Origin of the sequence: Bradyrhizobium sp. HKCCYLRH3073 (genome assembly GCF_051167995.1) — a bacterium.
Taxonomy (GTDB): Bacteria; Pseudomonadota; Alphaproteobacteria; order Rhizobiales; family Xanthobacteraceae; genus Bradyrhizobium.
This window is the reverse complement of record NZ_JBNPUD010000018.1, coordinates 15,629-31,733: the sequence shown is the minus strand read 5'-3', so window position 1 is coordinate 31,733 and position 16,105 is coordinate 15,629. Positions and strand designations below refer to the sequence as shown.

Here is a 16,105-nt window from a genome sequence, read left to right as displayed (position 1 = left end):
CCTCAGGGTGAGGAGAAGTAGGAGCAAATCCTCATGGTGAGGAGGTGCGAAAGCGCCGTCTCGAACCATGAGGCCCGAGCAGTCAGGGACGTCGTAGGTCATGGGCAAGGTCACAGGTTTTCTCGAAATCGAGCGGCACGATCGCAAGTACGCGCCGGTTGCCGAGCGTCTGAAGAACTTCAACGAGTTCGTGGTGCCGCTCTCCGAAAAGGAGCTGCGCGACCAGGCGGCGCGCTGCATGAATTGCGGCATCCCCTACTGCCACGGCACGGGCTCGGCCGCGCCGGGCACCACCGGCTGCCCGGTCAACAACCAGATCCCGGACTGGAACGACCTCGTCTACAACGGCAACTGGGAAGAGGCGTCGCGCAACCTGCACTCGACCAACAACTTCCCGGAGTTCACCGGCCGCATCTGCCCTGCCCCGTGCGAGGCGTCGTGCACCTTGAACATCGACGACAACCCGGTGACCATCAAGACGATCGAATGCGCCATCGTCGACAAGGCCTGGGAGAATGGCTGGCTGAAGCCGGAGCCGGCCTCCGTCAAGACCGGCAAGAAGGTCGCGGTCGTCGGCGCGGGTCCGGCCGGTCTCGCAGCCGCGCAGCAGCTGGCGCGCGCCGGACACGAGGTGCATGTCTATGAGAAGCACGCCAAGGCCGGCGGTCTGCTGCGCTACGGCATTCCCGACTTCAAGATGGAGAAGGGTATCATCGACCGCCGCATCGCACAGATGGAGGGCGAAGGCGTCGTCTTCCACTACGGCGTCAATGTCGGCGGCAAGGATGGCCTCGATGCCAAGACGCTGCTGAAGGATTACGACGCCGTGGCGCTGACCGGCGGCGCGGAAGCCCCGCGCGACCTGCCGATCCCCGGCCGCGATCTCGCCGGCATTCATTACGCGATGGACTTCCTGCCGCAGCAGAACCGCCGCGTCGGCAACGAGCCGGTGAATGCGACCGAGATCCTCGCCGGCGGCAAGCATGTCGTCGTGATCGGCGGCGGCGACACCGGCAGCGACTGCATCGGCACCTCGCTGCGCCAGGGCGCGCTCTCCGTGACCCAGCTCGAGATCATGCCGGCCCCGCCGGAGCGCGAGGACAAGGCGCTGACCTGGCCGAACTGGCCGCTGAAGATGCGGACATCGTCGAGCCAGGCCGAGGGCGCGATGCGCGAGTTCGCGGTGCTGACGCAGAAGTTCGAGGGTGAGAACGGCGCGGTCAAGAAGATGCACTGCGTCCGCGTCGACGCCCAGTTCAAGCCGATCCCGGGCACCGAGTTCGAACTCGCAGCCGACCTCGTGCTGCTGGCGATGGGCTTCGTGCATCCGGTGCACGAGGGTCTGCTCAAGAGCCTTGGCGTCGACCTCGACCCGCGCGGCAACGTCAAGGCCAACCTGACCGACTACCAGACCTCGCTGCCGAAGGTCTTCTCCGCCGGCGACATGCGGCGCGGCCAGTCGCTGGTGGTCTGGGCGATCCGCGAGGGCCGCTTGTGCGCCCAGGCCGTCGACAAGTTCCTTATGGGCAAGACCGAGCTGCCGCGCTGAGCGCGGAGTGTAGTGGACGTGCTGTAGATCAGCCTTAGCCCGACTGCCCACCCCGACGCCGGTGCGCTCCCCTCCCCCTTGCGGGGAGGGGTCGGGGGTGGGGGTCACCGGGCGCCGAACAGCGTTGGATCCGCCGGCGCTTCAACATGCCCAAGAACATGCCGAAGAACATGCCCAAGGCAGTCACCGCTTTCGTCGCCCTCTTCTTCTGAAGTCAGCTATGAGCTTCCGTCATTGCGAGGAGCAAAGCGACGAAGCAATCCAGAGCCGCGCAACCGACTCTGGATTGCTTCGCTGCGCTCGCAATGACGCGGTGAGACTATCGAGCTCAGCATGCGCCCTACTCACGGATAGAGAATTCAGCTCTCATCAGATCGAACGTGACTCGGGGACCCCCACCCCCGATCCCTCCCCGCAAGGGGGAGGGGAGCGCACCGATTGCGTCGCTTGCAGCTCCAATCCAATTTGCAGCATTCATTGCACGGACAACAAAAAAAGGGATGGGGGCTTCCTCGACGAGAGTCTCCGCTCGGCCTGAAGTGGCAGGTCAGGCCGTGGTCTCATGATCGATCGGATGAGCGTCGAAGCGTCAGGGTCGACGTTGCAACCGTGAAGCCCCCACCCGTCCTGGCCGTGAGGCCAGCTCGGATGAGCCGCGGTGCGCGGCTCCGATGTCAGGAAGGATGCGGCCGTGTTCGGTGAGGGCAGCCCCGCGCGGACACACTCGGCAGGATTGATCGCGTCGCGTGCATCACGATGTCAGTCATGCTGGACGATCCCCATTGTTCGACGGCTGGCAGCCGCGAGCCCCTCAGGTTCCCGCAACCTAAGGGTGCGACTCTTAACATAAACACAATGAGAGGGCCGGCATTCCCGTCAAATTCCGCACGACACGCGAAAAAGGTCCGCAGCGACTCGTGCTCGCATGCGCGGCCGCAACGCACGTTCGATCACAGAACATCGCGTGCAACCTGCAACGCGATCAGCTCGACGTCCGCGCCCAGATGTCTTCGACCGGCACCGGGGGCGTCACACGGAAGATGTCGTCGATGAGACGGCCAAGCTCGCCGGCGCTCTCGATGATCCGCTCCTCGATCACCTCGCCATCGCGCGCCTGCCGCTGATAGCGGCGGCTGACCAGCTTGTGCCGCACACGAGGCTCGACACGCTCCATCATCAGCGTATGCGTGGCCGGCACGTTCGGGCTGGTCGAGGTGTACCAGTTGCCGAGCACGTAGTCGGCATGGATCTGCGGCGCGAGATCGAAGGCGTACATCATGCGCCAGCCCGCCGGCTGCTTTGCGCTGACCGTGTAGAGTCCGTCCCACGTGCCGATGCGAAACGTCCCCATCGGCGTCTGCTGCTCGGGCCCGATCTCGAGACGGATGGGCGCATCCATCATGCAGATGCCGAAGCCGACATCGACGAGATGCGGATGGCCGTCGACCTCGACGAGCAGCATCATGTGCTGGCGCGGCCCGAGCGGATCTGATGGCGCCGAGCGCCAGCGCACGCGCCCCGTCAGGCCGTTGACCTTGAATCCGATCGCTTCCAGCGCAGCCTGGAACAGCACGTTCTGCTCGAAGCAGTAGCCGCCGCGGCGGCCGAGCACGAGCTTCTGCTGCACGGACGGCAGGTCGACATGGACGAGACGGCCCATCAACGGATCGAGCGCCTCGAATGGCAGCGCGTCGACATGCGCGGCCTGCAGCGCTGCGAGCGTCGCCAGGTCGGGCGCGAGCGGCCCGCGATAGTCGATGCGGGCAAGATAGGAATCCAGCTGAAACTCATCCGCCATCGCAACGCCTTCCCGTCAACCCTCGATGCGCGCCCAGATCACATCGACGGACACCGGAGGTGTCAGCCCGAACACCTCCTCGATGACGCTGCGCAGCGTCTCGGGCGTTTCGATGATCTGCTCGCTCCTCACCTCGCCATCGCGCGCCTCGATGACCAGGCGGCGATTGACCAGCTTGTAGCGCGCCTCTGATGTCAACCGCTCCAGGATCAGCATCGAGGTGAACGGCGTCAACGGGCTGGTCGAGGTAAACCAGTTGCCGAGCACGTAGTCGGCATGAATCTGCGGCGCGAGGTCGAAGACGTACATCGTGCGCCAGCCGGCCGGCTGCCTCGCCGCGAGCCAATACAGCCCATCGGAGAGCGTCAGACGGAACGTACCCATCGCGGTCGGCTGCTCGATGTCGGCAACCATCTGCAGCGGCGTATCGAGCAGGCAGGAGCCGAAACCGACATCGGCGATGTACGGCCCCTCCGGCAGGTCGACCTTCAGCATCATGTGCGTGCGCGGCGTCAGTGGCGCGTCGGCATCGAGCCGCCAGCGCACCCGCGCCGAGAGCGGCGTCACCGCAAAGCCGATCGCCTCGAGCGCGGCCTTGAACAGCGCGTTCTGCTCGAAGCAATAGCCGCCCCGACGGCCGTCGACGATCTTGGCCTGGACCGAGGCGAGATCGATGTTCACGGGCCGGCCGAGCAGCGGATCGATGCCTTCGAAAGCGATGGCATCGACATGGGCGGCCTGCAATCCGGCGAGCGTCTGGAACGTCGGCGTCAGCGGGCCGCGATAGCCGATGCGGGCGAGATATCTGTCGAGATCGAAACGGTCGGTCATGGTGGGAAGGTCACGCCACCCCTGCCCGCAACAGATCGTGCATGTGCAGGATGCCGACCGGCTTGGCGCCGTCGGTCACGATCAGGGTCGTGATCTTGGCGGAGTTCAGGATCTCCAGCGCCTCGGAGGCCAGCGCCTCGCGGCGCACGGTGCGCGGGTTCGCGGTCATGATCTCGTCGACCGAGACGGACAGCAGGTCGGCACGCATCTTCCGGCGGAGGTCGCCGTCGGTGATGATGCCGGCGACATGGCCACGGCCATCGACGATGATGACGCAGCCCAGACCCTTGGCCGACATCTCGGCAAGCGCATCGGCCATGCCGGTGCCGAGCGGCTTCAGCGGCACCGCGTCGCCCGAGCGCATCAGATCGGAGATATGTTTGAGCATGGCGCCGAGCTTGCCGCCCGGATGGAAATTGGCGAATTCGAGCGCGGTGAAGCCGCGGCCTTCGAGCAGCGCGATCGCGAGCGCATCGCCGATCGCGGCCTGCATCAGGGTCGAGGTGGTCGGCGCCAGATTGTGCGGACAGGCCTCGCGCGCCTTCGGCAGCTCCAGCACGATGCGCGCCGCCTCCCCCAGCGACGATTGCGCATTGGAGGTGACCGCGATCAGCGGGATGGCGAAGCGCTTGGTATAGTTGACCAGCGTCTTCATCTCCGGCTGCTCGCCGGACCACGACAGCGCGATGACGACGTCGTCCGAGGTGATCATGCCGAGATCGCCATGGCCGGCCTCGGCGGAATGGACGAAGAAGGCGGGCGTGCCGGTCGAGGCGAGGGTTGCGGCCATCTTGCGGGCGACGTGGCCGGACTTACCGAGGCCGGTGAGGATCGCCCGGCCCTTGGCTTGGCGGATCAGCTCGACGGCAGCGGCGAAGGCTGCTCCCAAGGGCCCGGATAGCGCCGCGGAGATCGCGGCAATGCCGTTGCTGCCGGCGTCGAGCGTGCGCAGTGCCGACTGGATATCTGCGTTGGCGGGAGCGGTGTCGGGCAACGGCTTCGATCTCGGCATGCGGACTTCCAGGGCTGAACAGTCAGGCGCCGCTCTTTAGCATGGGTAAGGCAGCAAGGCGCCATCAACAGCCCATTAACCATATTTGTTTTTACTCCCTTAACGACGCGGTTTGCCGGCGGCGCGGGCGTCCCGACGACGCAATTGATTTTGTTGGAGTATTTTCATCGTGGGGTGGAGGCCTGACAGCGGCCGCGCGAGGCGCGCGCGAAGGCGCGCGGTGTGGCGCGGCGCGTCCGCCGCATGCCTGCTGCTCGCCGCGCTCGGCCCCGAGGCCGCCCGCTCCCAGACCATCGACGTGTTCCGGCCGGTGCGCGACGGCTTCCTGGCTCCGCAGGACTCCCCGTTGCGGCGGACCGTGGTCAGCGGCCTGACCGATGCCGTCCCGACGCCAGGGCTGCCCGCGACGCCTGCGCCGGCCAGCTCGGCCGCACGACGAAATCTGGTCCCCCTGCCCGGTGTGCCCGCGGCCAGCGGCGCATCCGATGTCGGCTATGATTCGCTGAATCGCACCCGCAAGAAGCCGAAATACTATCCCGCCCAGGCGCGGCCCAAGCCGGCGCCGGGCCCCGGCACACCGCCGTCCGGCGAGCTCACCGGCCAGTTGCGCCCGACCTTGCCGCCCTCGGCCTCCGCCAACCGGCAGCCGCTGCCGCCCGCGATGGCGGGCACCGTCCCCGGCCAGCCGCCGCGCAAGCGCCTCAGGATCGACGACGACCCGTTCGGCGCGGTCGGCGACTACGCCGGGCCGTTCCTGATCAAGGGCGCGGTCGAGCTCTCCGCCGGCTATGACAGCAACCCGGCCCGCCTCGCCAGGCCGCGCGGCATGCCGGCCTGGGTGATCGCGCCGGAATTCCTGGCGGTGTCGAACTGGGATCGTCACGCCCTCGTCGCCGACCTCAGGGGATCCTTCACCGGCTATGGCAGCACCCTGCCGGCCGTCATGGACGGCGGCATCAATTCGGCACCGACCACGCTCGACCGCCCCGACTTCACCGGCCATGTCGACGGCCGCCTCGATATCACGCGCGACACCTCGATCGGCGCCCAGCTCCGCCTGCGCGCGGCGACCGACAATCCCGGCAGCCCCAGCGTGCAGGCCGGATTGTCGCGCTATCCGGTCTACACCACGCTCGGCACCACCTTAGGCATCGACCAGCGCTTCAACCGGCTGCAGGTCTCGGCCGGCGCCACCGCCGATCGCACCAGCTATCAGCAGAGCAAGCTGACCGACGGCACGATGACGTCGAACGATGACCGCAACTACAACCAGTTCGGCGGCATCGGCCGGGTGTCCTACGAGGTCATGCCCGGCCTGAAGCCGTTCGCCGAGATCCAGGGCGACAGCCGCGTGCACGATGAGCGGATCGACCGTTCCGGCTATCAGCGCGATTCATCCGGCGGCTACGCCAAGGCCGGCACCTCGTTCGAGTTCACCCGGCTGCTGACCGGCGAGGTCTCGCTCGGCTATGCCACGCGCAGCTATGTCGACCCGCGGCTGAACCGGCTGCAGGGCTTCCTGACCACGGCCTCGCTGGTGTGGTCGGCGACGCCGCTGACCACCGCGCGCTTTCTCTCCGACACGCAGCTCGCGGAGACCACGGTGGCCGGCGCCTCCGGCGTGCTGGTGCGCACCTACACGGTGCAGGTCGATCACGATTTCCGCCGCTGGCTGACCGGCATCGGCAAGTTCAGCTTCGGCACGCTCGACTATCAGGGCTACGGCCGCAGCGACCGCACCTATTCGGCCGAAGGCAACCTCGTCTACAAGATGTCGCGCAACGTCTGGGTCAAGGGCACGCTGCGCTATGACAAGCTGGACTCCAACATTGCCGGCGCCGGTTCGTCGGGCACGGTGGTGATGCTGGGCGTGCGGCTGCAAAACTGATCCCCGCTCTCTCCTCCGTCATTGCGAGGAGCGCAGCGACGAAGCAATCCAGGGTTTTGGAAACGACTCTGGATTGCTTCGCTGCTGTTTAGCCCGGAGACATAGCTTACACCTGTTCGGGGACATGGTTGACACTTTTGGGGTCACGCAAATCGATCGCTGCGATCTGATGAGCGGCAAAGAAAACTCCGAATTTTCCGTCTTGGCTGAGTGGACGAATAGCGAGTCGCTCACCGCGAAAGGCTTGAGGGACTTTCCAGAGCCGTCCCTCGAAACTGACATAGGCCTTCGTGCTCGACACGGAACGGACGATCTCCCCCTCGTCGTAGTCCACCGTCGGAAGGCGATCCGGCATGGTGCGTTGGCTGGGCCGATAGCGGCTTGCCGGCACATTGAAGTCGAGAGCCTCATGGGGGCGGTCGAGATTGTAGACGGCTCGCCATTCGTCGAGTGCCCGCTGGACATCGGGAAGGTCCCTGTAACGCTTGAAGGCAAAGACCTCGGCCTTCAGGCTGCGGTGGAAGCGTTCGTTCTTGCCGCGGCTCTGGGGATGATAGGGCCGGCTATGGATCGTTCGAACGCCGAGCTTCAGCAGCCAGACCGTCAACGCGGTCCAGGGGTCTTCGAGAGTAAAGCCCCAGGGGCCACCGTTGTCGACGAACATCGCATCCGGCAGTCCATAGCGGCGGAACGTCGTCTCCAAATGTCCTTTGACCGTAGAGCCGCGCTCATTGTCGCAGGCCGCCAGGCACAAGGAAAAGCGCGAGTGATCGTCCAGCGCGGTGAGCGGATGACAAGACACACCGTTCTCCAGCGCACTGTGTCCCTTGAAGTCCATCTGCCACAGCTGATTGGGCGCATCCTTCTCGAACCGCGTGTAGGGCTGCCCGGGCGTGCCGCCAGGCTCCGTCACCCGATCGTAGCGGCGCAGGATGTTATGCACGGTGGAGATCGCCGGGACAGCTTGCCCATCGCGATCGAGACGATGCGCGAGCTTGCGCGCGCCCCAGGCCGGGTGAGCATCGCGCAACGCGACAATCTGCTGCTCAGTCGCAGCTGCGGTGCGCTCCGGACTTCGATGCGGCCGCCGCGACCGGTCCGCCAGCGTCGTATCGCCGGCGTCAGACCGCTCGATCCATTTGTAGCCGGTCTGGGGGCTGATGCCGAACCGCCGACACAGCTGCCGCCGGTTGGCTCCCTCCTGCTTGGCAAGCATCACAAACTCTCGTCGCTGGTCCATGACAGACACCTCTCGCCACGGCATCGCTCGCCCCTTTGCTTGACGAATCGAGCCAATTTTGAGGTGTCAACCATGTCTCCGAACACCTGTCAGCCATGTCCCCGGGCTGAACACTGCGCTCGCAATGACGTGGTGAGAGCGTTGCTTCAATCAGGCGACATCACCCGGAGCTTACGCCGCCGTCACCGTCAGATGTGCGCCGTCCGCCTGCACGATGCGCACGCGGCTGCCGGCGGGCGTGTCCGGGCCGGCGACGCGCCACACCGTGTCGTCGATGCGCACGGTGCCGTTGCCGCCGACGATCGGCTTCTCCAGGGTGAACTCGCGGCCGACCAGCGCGGCCGAGCGGCGGTTGAGGAACGGATTGTCCTGCGATGGCGCCGCGTTGGCGCGCGCCAGCCGCCGCCACAGCGGCACGGCCGCGATCGCGAACAGCGCGAACAGCAGTATCTGCAGTTGCCATCCCGGCGCGACGACGAACGAGATCAGGCCGACCAGCAGCGCCGCGAGGCCTAGCCAGAACAGGAAGATGCCGGGCGCCAGCAGCTCCAGCGCCATCAGCAGGACGCCGAAGATCAGCCAGTTCCAGGTGCCGAGCGTGACGAACATGTCGCTCATGATCGCCTCCTTCGCTCTACGTCCGCGGCGGCACGGGCGGCGCCGGCGGCGTCCCCGCCGACGGCACCGAACCGCCGCGGCGCGCGGCGGCCACGGCCGAAGCCGCGCTCTCGCCGAACGTCGCCTTGGCGATCTCGCCGATGCCGGCGAGCGAGGCCAGCATGCCCGTCGCCTCCAGCGGCAGCATGATCACCTTCTGGTTCGGTGAATCGGCGAGCTGGCCGAATGCCTTGATGTATTTGTCCGCGATGAAGTAGTTGAGCGCGGCGACATCGCCCTTGCCGATCGCGTCCGACACCATCTGCGTCGCCTTGGCCTCGGCTTCGGCCGCGCGCTCGCGCGCCTGGGCATCGAGAAAGGCCGATTCGCGGCGGCCCTCCGCCTGCAGGATCTGGCTCTGCTTCGCACCTTCCGCGCGCAGAATCTCCGACTGGCGCTGGCCCTCGGCCTGCAGGATGTCGGCGCGCTTGACGCGCTCGGCCTTCATCTGACGGCCCATCGCCTCGACCAGATCGGCCGGCGGCACGATGTCCTTGATCTCGATCCGGTTCACCTTGAGGCCCCACGGCGACACCGCGGCGTCGACGACCCGCAGCAGCCGCTCGTTGATCTCGTCGCGATGCGACAGCACCTGGTCGAGATCCATCGCGCCCATCACCGAGCGGATGTTGGTCATGGTCAGCGTGACGATCGCCTGGTTGAGGTTCGACACCTCGTAGCTCGCCTTGGCGGCGTCGAACACCTGGTAGAAGGCGACGCCGTCGACCGTCACGGTGGCGTTGTCCTTGGTGATGACCTCCTGCTCGGGGATGTCGATCACCTGCTCCATCATGTTGATCTTGCGCCCGATGCGATCGAAGAAGGGCACGATGATGTTGAGGCCCGGCGACAAGGTGCGGGTGTATTTGCCGAACCGCTCGACGGTCCAGTCGAACCCCTGTGGCACGGTCTTCACGCCGGAATACAACGTGAAGATGACCAGCAGCACCAGCGCTATGGCGAAAATGTCGAAACCGCTCATGGATCCTCCAAGGGAGGAGACGGTCGTCCCCTCACCAGCCTCTGCAGCCATCACAATCTAGGGATTGCTGCATGATTTTGTCGGGGATTCGCTAGGCGCGGTTCAGGAAAGTATTTTCGAAGGTTGCAGCGGCATTAACCTTGCGCCGCCGCACGGCTCACCTAGCCGAAGGCAGAGAAGCGCCGGCGGGCCGGCTCAGAGCCAGCCCGTTACAGCCAACCCTGCAGCTCGCGCAGCACGAGCTGCCGCAGCACCTCCATGCCCGGCGCGCTGTCGTTCAGGCACGGCACGGCGGAGAATTCCTCGCCGCCATTGTGCTTGAAGATCTCGCAGTTCTCGCCGGAGATCTCCTCCAGCGTCTCCAGGCAGTCGGCGGCGAAGCCGGGCATCACCACGGCGATGCGCTTGACGCCGTCCTTGGCGAGCTTCTCGATGGTCTTGTCGGTGTAGGGCTGCAGCCACTCCGAGAAGCCGAAACGCGACTGGAAGGTCAACAGCAGCTTGGTGTCGTCCATGCCGAGCCGCTTGCGCAGCAGCTCGGTGGTGGCGACGCACTGCTCGCGATAGGGGTCGCCCTTGTCGACATATTCCTTCGGCATGCCGTGGAACGACGCCACGATCAGCTCGGGCGTGTACGGCAGCGTCTTGAGATGGTCCTCGATCGAGACCGCCAGCGCCTCGATGTAGAAATCGTCGTTGTAATAGGGCGGCGTCACCCGGATGGTCGGCTGCGCCCGCAGCTCGGTCAGGACGCGGAACGCCTCGTCGCACACGGTGGCCGAGGTCGCGGCCGAATATTGCGGATACAACGGCACGACCAGGATGCGGTCACAGCCTTTGGCCATCAGGCCATCGACACCGGCCTTGATCGACGGATTGCCGTAGCGCATCGCCCAGTCGACGAGGACGTGGCTGCGGTCGGCGATCGCAGCGGCCAGCTTCTCACTCTGCGCGCGGGTGATCGTCTTCAGCGGCGATTCGTTCTTCTCGGTGTTCCAGATCGACTGGTAGTCCTTGGCCTTCTTGCGCGGCCGGACGTTGAGGATGATCCCGTTGAGGATGATCTTCCACAGCAGGCCCTGGTCCTCGATGACGCGACGGTCGGACAGGAACTCTTTCAGATACACCCGCACGCCAGCGGCGTCGGCCGTATCGGGCGTCCCGAGATTGACCAGCAGCACGCCGACGCGTGACGTGCTCGCGGCCGGCAACGGCTTCGCATCAAGAGCCTTGGCATCAAGAGCCTTGGCATCGACAGGCCTGGCATTGTCGAGGGAGATGGCGGCGGTCATGATGCCTGTGACTGGTGAAGGGCGTGGCTTGGCGGCTTGTTTCGACATTGTCAAGATAAGGGCCATTTCACCGATGTCATCGGGCTGGAGGAGCCATGACGATTGCAGAATGGTGCATTTTCGCCAGCGTAATGCTCTACCTTTTAACGATCGTGCCGGCGAAATGGATCAAGGTCGACGGCGCCGGGCGCTATGACAACGCCCGGCCGCGAGATCCCGCCTTCTACGCCGGCGGCATCCGCGAGCGGGCGCTGGGCGCCCACCAGAACGGCATCGAGGCGTTCCCGTTCTTTGCGGCGGCGGTACTGCTGGCCGAGTTCCGCGGCGCGCCGCAGAACCTGATCAACGAGCTGTCGGTGCTGTTCCTGATCGTGCGCATCGCCTACGTCCTGACCTACGTCGGCGACCGGCCGTCGCTGCGCTCGATCCTGTGGGCGATCGGCTTCCTGATCACGGTCGCGATCTTCTTCCTGCCTTTGCTGCGCAATTACCTGCCGGTTTGAGCGGAAGCCGCGGCCCCCGCGCGTGAGCGGTGTCACATCCCTGTCCCCGCCGAGGTGCTAACCACGAGCGCTGAAGACCTCGGTCCGTACGCTTTTCGTTTCCGCTTTGATCCGGCCTGGTACGGCCAGTTGATTGGATTTGACGGCGAAATTCCCTATAGGGCGGGGTGAATTCGACGGCTGCAGCGGCGCTATCGGGCCGCCAGAGGGATGATGATGACTTTGACCAGCTCGGCTTCCGCGCGCGCGCCGCGCGACCCGGGAAATTACCAGACCGCCCTGCAATCGACGGTGCGGGCGGCTTCGGACTGGCTGATCGCCAACCAGAAGCCGGACGGCCACTGGGTCGGCCGCGCCGAATCCAACGCCTGCATGGAAGCGCAATGGTGCCTGGCGCTGTGGTTCATGGGGCTCGAGGACCATCCGCTGCGCAAGCGCCTGGGCCAGTCGCTGCTCGACAGCCAGCGCCCGGACGGCGCCTGGCAGGTTTATTTCGGCGCGCCCAATGGCGACATCAACGCGACCGTCGAGGCCTATGCCGCGCTGCGCTCGCTCGGCTTCCGCGACGATGAGCCGCCGGTGCGCCGCGCCCGCGAATGGATCGAGGCCAAGGGCGGCTTGCGCAACATCCGCGTGTTCACGCGCTACTGGCTGGCGCTGATCGGCGAATGGCCGTGGGAGAAGACGCCGAACATCCCGCCCGAAGTGATCTGGTTTCCGCTCTGGTTTCCGTTCTCGATCTACAATTTCGCGCAATGGGCACGCGCCACCCTGATGCCGATCGCCGTGCTGTCGGCGCGGCGCCCGAGCCGGCCGCTGCCGCCCGAGAACCGGCTCGACGCGCTGTTTCCGCATGGACGCAACGCGTTCGACTACAACCTGCCGGTCAAGGCCAACGCCGGCGGCTGGGACAAGTTCTTCCGCGGCGCCGACAAGGTGCTGCATGCCCTGCAGAACTTCGGCAACAAGCTCAATCTCGGCCTGTTTCGCCCGGCGGCGACCAGCCGCGTGCTGGAATGGATGATCCGCCATCAGGATTTCGACGGCGCCTGGGGCGGTATCCAGCCGCCCTGGATCTACGGCCTGATGGCGCTCTACGCCGAGGGCTATCCGCTCAATCACCCCGTTCTCGCCAAGGGCCTCGATGCCCTGAACGATCCCGGCTGGCGGGTCGATGTTGGCGACGCCACCTACATCCAGGCGACCAACAGCCCGGTGTGGGACACGATCCTCACTTTGCTCGCCTTCGACGACGCCGGCGTGCTCGGCGATTATCCGGAAGCCGTCGACAAGGCGGTGAACTGGGTGCTGGAGCGCCAGGTGCGGGTGCCCGGCGACTGGTCGATGAAGCTGCCGCACGTCAAGCCCGGCGGCTGGGCGTTCGAATACGCCAACAACTACTATCCCGACACCGACGACACTGCCGTCGCGCTGATCGCGCTGGCGCCGCTGCGCCATGATCCCAAGTGGAAGACCAAGGGCATCGACGAGGCCATTCAGCTCGGCGTCGACTGGCTGATCGGCATGCAGAGCCAGGGCGGCGGCTGGGGCGCGTTCGACAAGGACAACAACCAGCAGATCCTGACCAAGATTCCGTTCTGCGACTACGGCGAGGCGCTCGATCCGCCGTCGGTCGACGTCACCGCCCACATCGTCGAGGCGTTCGGCAAGCTCGGCATCTCGCGCAGCCATCCCGCCATGGTGCGCGCGCTGGACTACATCCGACGGGAGCAGGAGCCGAGCGGTCCGTGGTTCGGCCGCTGGGGCGTCAACTACGTCTACGGCACCGGCGCGGTGCTGCCGGCGCTGGCCGCGATCGGCGAGGACATGACGCAGCCCTATATCGGCCGCGCCTGCGACTGGCTCGTCGCAAATCAGCAGGCCGATGGCGGATGGGGCGAGAGCTGCGCCTCCTACATGGATGTCAGCGCGGTCGGGCGCGGCACCACCACCGCGTCGCAGACCGCCTGGGCGCTGATGGCACTGCTCGCCGCCAACCGTCCTGATGACAAGGAGGCGATCGAGCGCGGCTGCATGTGGCTGGTCGAGCGCCAGTCCGCCGGCACCTGGGACGAGCCGGAGTTCACCGGCACCGGCTTCCCCGGCTATGGCGTCGGCCAGACCATCAAGCTGAACGATCCCTCTTTGCAGGAGCGGCTGATGCAGGGCCCCGAGCTGTCCCGCGCCTTCATGCTCCGCTACGGCATGTACCGCCACTACTTCCCGCTGATGGCGCTCGGCCGCGCGCTGCGGCCGCAGGGGCATGGCAACACCGCATCCGCACCCTCGCTGTCGTCCCGGCCTTGAGCCGGGACCCATAACCACAGGGAGCGGTTTGAGGCAGGCGTGTAGTTAAAGGCTCGCTCAATCACAGCCGCCGCGGAGTATGGGTCCCGGCTCAAGGCCGGGACGACACCGATAGTTTTGCGCGATCTCGGCCCACCCCACCGCTGTCATGCCCCGCGCAGGCGCATCCAGTACGCCGCGGCGGACTGTTGCGCAGGAGCGGAGTAGCTGACCGCACCCCGCTCAGAAGCAGGTCGTGCGTTCCGCCGCCATGTAGCCGAACAGCAGGCCGACACCGAACAGCAGCACCAGCCCGGCCGCGCCGAACTCCAGTCCCCGCATGATCAGGGCGCCGCCGCCGTCGCGGCCGGCGCTGAGGCGGCGGGCGATGTCCTTGGCGGCGACCGCGATGACGGCGATGGTGGCGACGGTCACCGCCGTGCCCATGCCCATCACGAAGGTCGCAGCGACGCCGGCCCAGAACAGGCCCTGCGCCAGCGCGAACACCAGCACCAGGATCGCGCCCGAGCACGGGCGGATGCCCGCGGCGAAGATCGCCTGGAAGCCGCGCTGCCAGCCGCCGGGACCGGCGAGCTCGCTCGGCGCGGGCCCGTGGGAATGGCCGCAACCGCAATCATCGCCGTGAACGTGATCGTGAGCAGCGTGACCATGCGCCGCCGCAGCATGGGCGTCCGCACGATCGTGGTGATGAGGATCGTGGCCGTGGTGGTCGTGACCATGATGGTGATCATGACCGTGATGATCATGATGAGGCGCGCGGTGCTGATGATCATGCGCATGGCCATGATCATGCACTGACGGCGCCACCGCCGCCGCAGGCGCGCCCGCCAAGGCCAGCGCCGGCGTCGCCGGCTGCCAGGTGCGCAGGAATGCCGCGCCCTTGACCCAGACCAGACGTGCGCCGAGCAGCGCGATCAGGCCGTAGCTTGCAATCTCCACCACCTTCTCGGCGCTGCACATGTTCGCAGCCGTGGCGTTGAGCAGCACGGCACCGATGCCGACGATGACGACCGCGACCAGCGACTGCATCAGGCCCGAGGCGAACGAGAGCACGATGCCGCGCTTTGCCGTCTCCTGGTTGGCGACGAGATAGGACGCGATCACGGCCTTGCCGTGGCCGGGACCAGCCGCATGAAAGATGCCGTAGGCGAACGAGATCGCCAGCAGCCACCACACCGCCGAGCCATCTTGCTTGGCCGAGCGGATCGCCCCCGACATCTGCCGGTAGAACTCCGATTGCTTGGCGAGCAGCCAGCCGACGATGCCGCCGACCTGCGGCTCCGCCGGCGCGCCGAATGGCGGCTTGGCGAGCAGCGCATGCGAGGCGGCGTCGGCGGCGAGAAGCGCTGCGAGGATCGCAGCGCAGGTGAGGAGCGGACGGGCGGAGCTGGGGCGAGGTGTCATGGACATTCCACTGAGATCTTGTTGGCGAAATTCATTCCGAAATTGGCGTTCGCCCCGCCGCTCAGGAATGTCTGTTCGTTCATGGTCTGCGCGACGGAGCCGCCGTCGCTCGGTCTCACCAGGCCGAACTTGCAGCCCGCGGGAGCACTGACCAGCTTGACGGGATCCTTCTCCGCCATCTGGAAATCGATGAAATAGCTGGGATCGTACACCTCGACCTGGAGCTCCCTGGGCTTCACCGGCGCCTTCAGCGGCAGAGTGAAGTGCAAGGTCAGCTTGGTGTCCTTGTATTCGAGGTAGTAGTCGACGGGATCCTCGAGCTTCTGCTTGCGGCCGTCGGACTTGATGAAGGTGAAGTAGGCATATTCCTTCAGCGACTCGGCATTGGTCTGCGCCAGCGGCGCCAGCTCCTCGCGGGTGTAGACGCCCTTCTGCTTGGTCTCGAGGCCCTGCAACGCGTAGGTCGCGAACATGTCGTCGAAGGTCCAGGCGTGCCGCACGCCGGTCAGCGAACCGTCGGCCGCGTAGAGCAGCTCGCTGGTCGCGGTGACCCAGACATGCGGATGGGCGCTCGCCGCGCTCGCGCCGAGCACGAGCATCAGCGCACCGAGAACGAAACGAACCACCGCCATCCCCTTCACC

At 66.2% G+C, this 16,105-nt stretch carries 13 protein-coding genes; 4 read left to right on the top strand and 9 right to left on the bottom strand.

Annotation, left to right across the window (positions count from 1 at the left end; translation table 11 throughout):
- The first annotated feature begins 100 nt into the window (after nucleotides 1–100).
- Nucleotides 101–1,549, top strand: coding sequence for a glutamate synthase subunit beta (locus ACQR1X_RS29175; protein WP_316179620.1), 1,449 nt, complete (start codon nucleotides 101–103; stop codon nucleotides 1,547–1,549).
- Between the two features lie 982 nt (nucleotides 1,550–2,531).
- On the opposite strand, the gene ACQR1X_RS29170 is transcribed toward ACQR1X_RS29175, so the two are convergent.
- From ACQR1X_RS29170 to ACQR1X_RS29160, 3 genes are read right to left on the bottom strand one after another with little or no spacing between them, the layout of a single operon-like run.
- Nucleotides 2,532–3,347, bottom strand: a complete 816-nt coding sequence (locus ACQR1X_RS29170; protein WP_434882746.1) for an arylamine N-acetyltransferase family protein — start codon at nucleotides 3,345–3,347, stop codon at nucleotides 2,532–2,534.
- Nucleotides 3,348–3,362: 15 nt separating this feature from the next.
- Nucleotides 3,363–4,178, bottom strand: coding sequence for an arylamine N-acetyltransferase family protein (locus ACQR1X_RS29165; protein WP_316179622.1), 816 nt, complete (start codon nucleotides 4,176–4,178; stop codon nucleotides 3,363–3,365).
- 10 nt (nucleotides 4,179–4,188) lie between these two features.
- Nucleotides 4,189–5,190, bottom strand: coding sequence for a KpsF/GutQ family sugar-phosphate isomerase (locus ACQR1X_RS29160; protein WP_315801808.1), 1,002 nt, complete (start codon nucleotides 5,188–5,190; stop codon nucleotides 4,189–4,191).
- A 169-nt stretch (nucleotides 5,191–5,359) separates the two neighbouring features.
- Here ACQR1X_RS29160 and ACQR1X_RS29155 point away from each other — a divergent pair, with 169 nt between their 5' ends.
- Nucleotides 5,360–7,078, top strand: coding sequence for an outer membrane beta-barrel protein (locus ACQR1X_RS29155; RefSeq protein ID WP_434900132.1), 1,719 nt, complete (start codon nucleotides 5,360–5,362; stop codon nucleotides 7,076–7,078).
- A 106-nt stretch (nucleotides 7,079–7,184) separates the two neighbouring features.
- On the opposite strand, the gene ACQR1X_RS29150 is transcribed toward ACQR1X_RS29155, so the two are convergent.
- The 4 genes from ACQR1X_RS29150 to hemH all read right to left on the bottom strand — a co-directional run bounded on the left by ACQR1X_RS29150 (nucleotide 7,185) and on the right by hemH (nucleotide 11,249).
- A complete protein-coding gene (locus ACQR1X_RS29150) occupies nucleotides 7,185–8,342 on the bottom strand; it encodes an IS481 family transposase (RefSeq protein WP_315800828.1) in 1,158 nt (385 codons plus the stop codon).
- Nucleotides 8,343–8,489: 147 nt separating this feature from the next.
- Nucleotides 8,490–8,936 (bottom strand): NfeD family protein, encoded by a 447-nt coding sequence (locus ACQR1X_RS29145; RefSeq protein ID WP_316236783.1) that lies wholly within the window; start codon nucleotides 8,934–8,936, stop codon nucleotides 8,490–8,492.
- A gap of 16 nt (nucleotides 8,937–8,952) precedes the next feature.
- On the bottom strand, nucleotides 8,953–9,957 hold the full coding sequence (locus ACQR1X_RS29140; RefSeq protein WP_315801805.1) for an SPFH domain-containing protein: 1,005 nt from the start codon (nucleotides 9,955–9,957) through the stop codon (nucleotides 8,953–8,955).
- A gap of 209 nt (nucleotides 9,958–10,166) precedes the next feature.
- Complete coding sequence (hemH, locus tag ACQR1X_RS29135) at nucleotides 10,167–11,249, bottom strand: ferrochelatase (protein ID WP_316217184.1); 1,083 nt, start codon at nucleotides 11,247–11,249, stop codon at nucleotides 10,167–10,169.
- Nucleotides 11,250–11,344: 95 nt separating this feature from the next.
- On the opposite strand from hemH, the gene ACQR1X_RS29130 reads away from it, so the two are divergent.
- Both ACQR1X_RS29130 and shc read left to right on the top strand, forming a co-directional pair.
- A complete protein-coding gene (locus ACQR1X_RS29130) occupies nucleotides 11,345–11,752 on the top strand; it encodes an MAPEG family protein (protein WP_315801803.1) in 408 nt (135 codons plus the stop codon).
- A gap of 216 nt (nucleotides 11,753–11,968) precedes the next feature.
- Nucleotides 11,969–14,059, top strand: a complete 2,091-nt coding sequence (shc, locus tag ACQR1X_RS29125; protein WP_434900151.1) for a squalene--hopene cyclase — start codon at nucleotides 11,969–11,971, stop codon at nucleotides 14,057–14,059.
- Nucleotides 14,060–14,281: 222 nt separating this feature from the next.
- On the opposite strand, the gene ACQR1X_RS29120 is transcribed toward shc, so the two are convergent.
- Nucleotides 14,282–15,463 carry a nickel/cobalt transporter gene (locus ACQR1X_RS29120; RefSeq protein ID WP_434900131.1) on the bottom strand — a complete coding sequence of 394 codons (1,182 nt, stop codon included), beginning with the start codon at nucleotides 15,461–15,463 and terminating at the stop codon, nucleotides 14,282–14,284.
- Nucleotides 15,460–16,095: a DUF1007 family protein gene (locus tag ACQR1X_RS29115; protein WP_316179634.1), complete on the bottom strand. Its 636-nt coding sequence runs from the start codon at nucleotides 16,093–16,095 to the stop codon at nucleotides 15,460–15,462. Before ACQR1X_RS29115 ends, ACQR1X_RS29120 begins: the two co-directional genes overlap by 4 nt.
- Between the last annotated feature and the right edge of the window lie 10 nt (nucleotides 16,096–16,105).